Source organism: Porphyrobacter sp. TH134 (assembly GCF_002855495.1).
Taxonomy (GTDB): domain Bacteria; phylum Pseudomonadota; class Alphaproteobacteria; order Sphingomonadales; family Sphingomonadaceae; genus Erythrobacter.
This window is the reverse complement of the sequence record NZ_PKRO01000098.1, coordinates 1-1,379: the sequence shown is the minus strand read 5'-3', so window position 1 is coordinate 1,379 and position 1,379 is coordinate 1. Positions and strand designations below refer to the sequence as shown.

Below are 1,379 nucleotides of genomic sequence, written 5' to 3'. Positions count from 1 at the left end.
ATCAGCCGCTCAGCGCAAAACCTCTGCATCCAAAGCGTGAATCAGATTTTACGCCAAACGGGAATCCCCTAATCCCCACTTTCGCAACAGGTCTATTCGGGCCTGCGCCTGCCCGATTACGACCGCATCAGCCGCGAAGACGGCCTGACCGCAGGCCGCATCCGGTCAGCCTTTGCCGATGCCAATCTGGTGTGGCCGGAAAGCGCGATCGGGGTCAGGCTGAATGAACGCGGCTGGCTGGAGGAAATCCGTCTGTGCTATTCCAAGACCTTCCGCCCGGCGCGCTGCCCGGCGTCCCGCTGGGGGGCGAGGAACGCCGCCCCGGCGAAGATATGGCGGGGGCTGTGAAGGAGACAACCGGAGCCTTCTGACCGGTTTCAGGAACGCAGATGATGGCTGTAAATGTCGGCAAATGGGTGGAATTCGGAATGTCTGCTTCTTCGAAGTTTTTAGTTTCCACCCCGATGTAGCGTCAATCTTTACCCGAATCTGAGACCATGTCTTTGATTAATCAGAGAGGATGATCTCTGAACCTTTCTGCTAAAGAGGCGAGGTCTGACATGGCGTGGGTGATGACAAGCAACATTTATGACCGCGTCGTTCTGGATGAGGGCGACCGCGATGCGCAGGTGCGACGGAAGATGCAGCTAAGCAAGGCGCTTCTGGAATCGCTACCGCAACAACCATTCTGGCACCCAGAGTACGTGCAATTCGGCGACCTGACCTCAGGTCTTCTTCATCCTACTATCACACCCCCGTTTTTCGCAAGGATTGAGAAGTTTCAGCCCCCACTGCTCGGGATGTTCGACTGCATTGCCGGCTACGCCGTGTCCACAACGGCAATCGAGCTGATCGAGTCCGTCGATCCAGGAGTTCACCGTTACCATCCCTTCAATCTCACCATGGCTGACGGATCGCCGACGCCAGAGCCATATATGCTGCTCAATATCGGACAAAGAGCCGATACGATCGCACTTGAGGCAAGCCCGCACATGGTGAAAGTGTTTCCGGGGGCTACTTTAGATGATGGGCCGAACAAGTATCCTGATTGGTATCGTTACAGGATCGATAATAAAAGAAACTATCCATCCTCTGCGGTCTACAAAGACAAAGTCAAAGGTTTGTCGATCTGGTATGATCATAAGCTAAACGAGATCATGATTTGCGACAAGTTAATGGCGCTCTTTCTCGATCATGGAATCGTACGCCTTGAAGAAAAGGCTCCTTACTTCCTCTGGCAGCTACGCGAGGTCTGAGGTGTCAGGCCTATTTATGACCGCTTTGGGGTCGGTGCACGAACCCGCTTCGCGGGAGGGGCGCTGGCGGCGAGGGTGATGTAGAACGACAGGCGTAGCGCCTGATCCGAGAGAGGCAGACGA

At 55.0% G+C, this 1,379-nt stretch carries 1 protein-coding gene; it reads left to right on the top strand.

Annotated features, from left to right (window positions below; translation table 11 throughout):
* Positions 1–572 precede the first annotated feature (572 nt).
* Entirely contained in the window at positions 573–1,256 is a 684-nt protein-coding gene (locus C0V72_RS16080; RefSeq protein WP_143704650.1) for an imm11 family protein, read from the top strand.
* Positions 1,257–1,379: the final 123 nt, after the last annotated feature.

Excerpts from the sequence above, each read along its gene's own strand:
- C0V72_RS16080 (WP_143704650.1), top strand. The coding sequence starts at position 573 with ATGACAAGCAACATTTATGACCGCGTCGTTCTGGATGAGGGCGACCGC.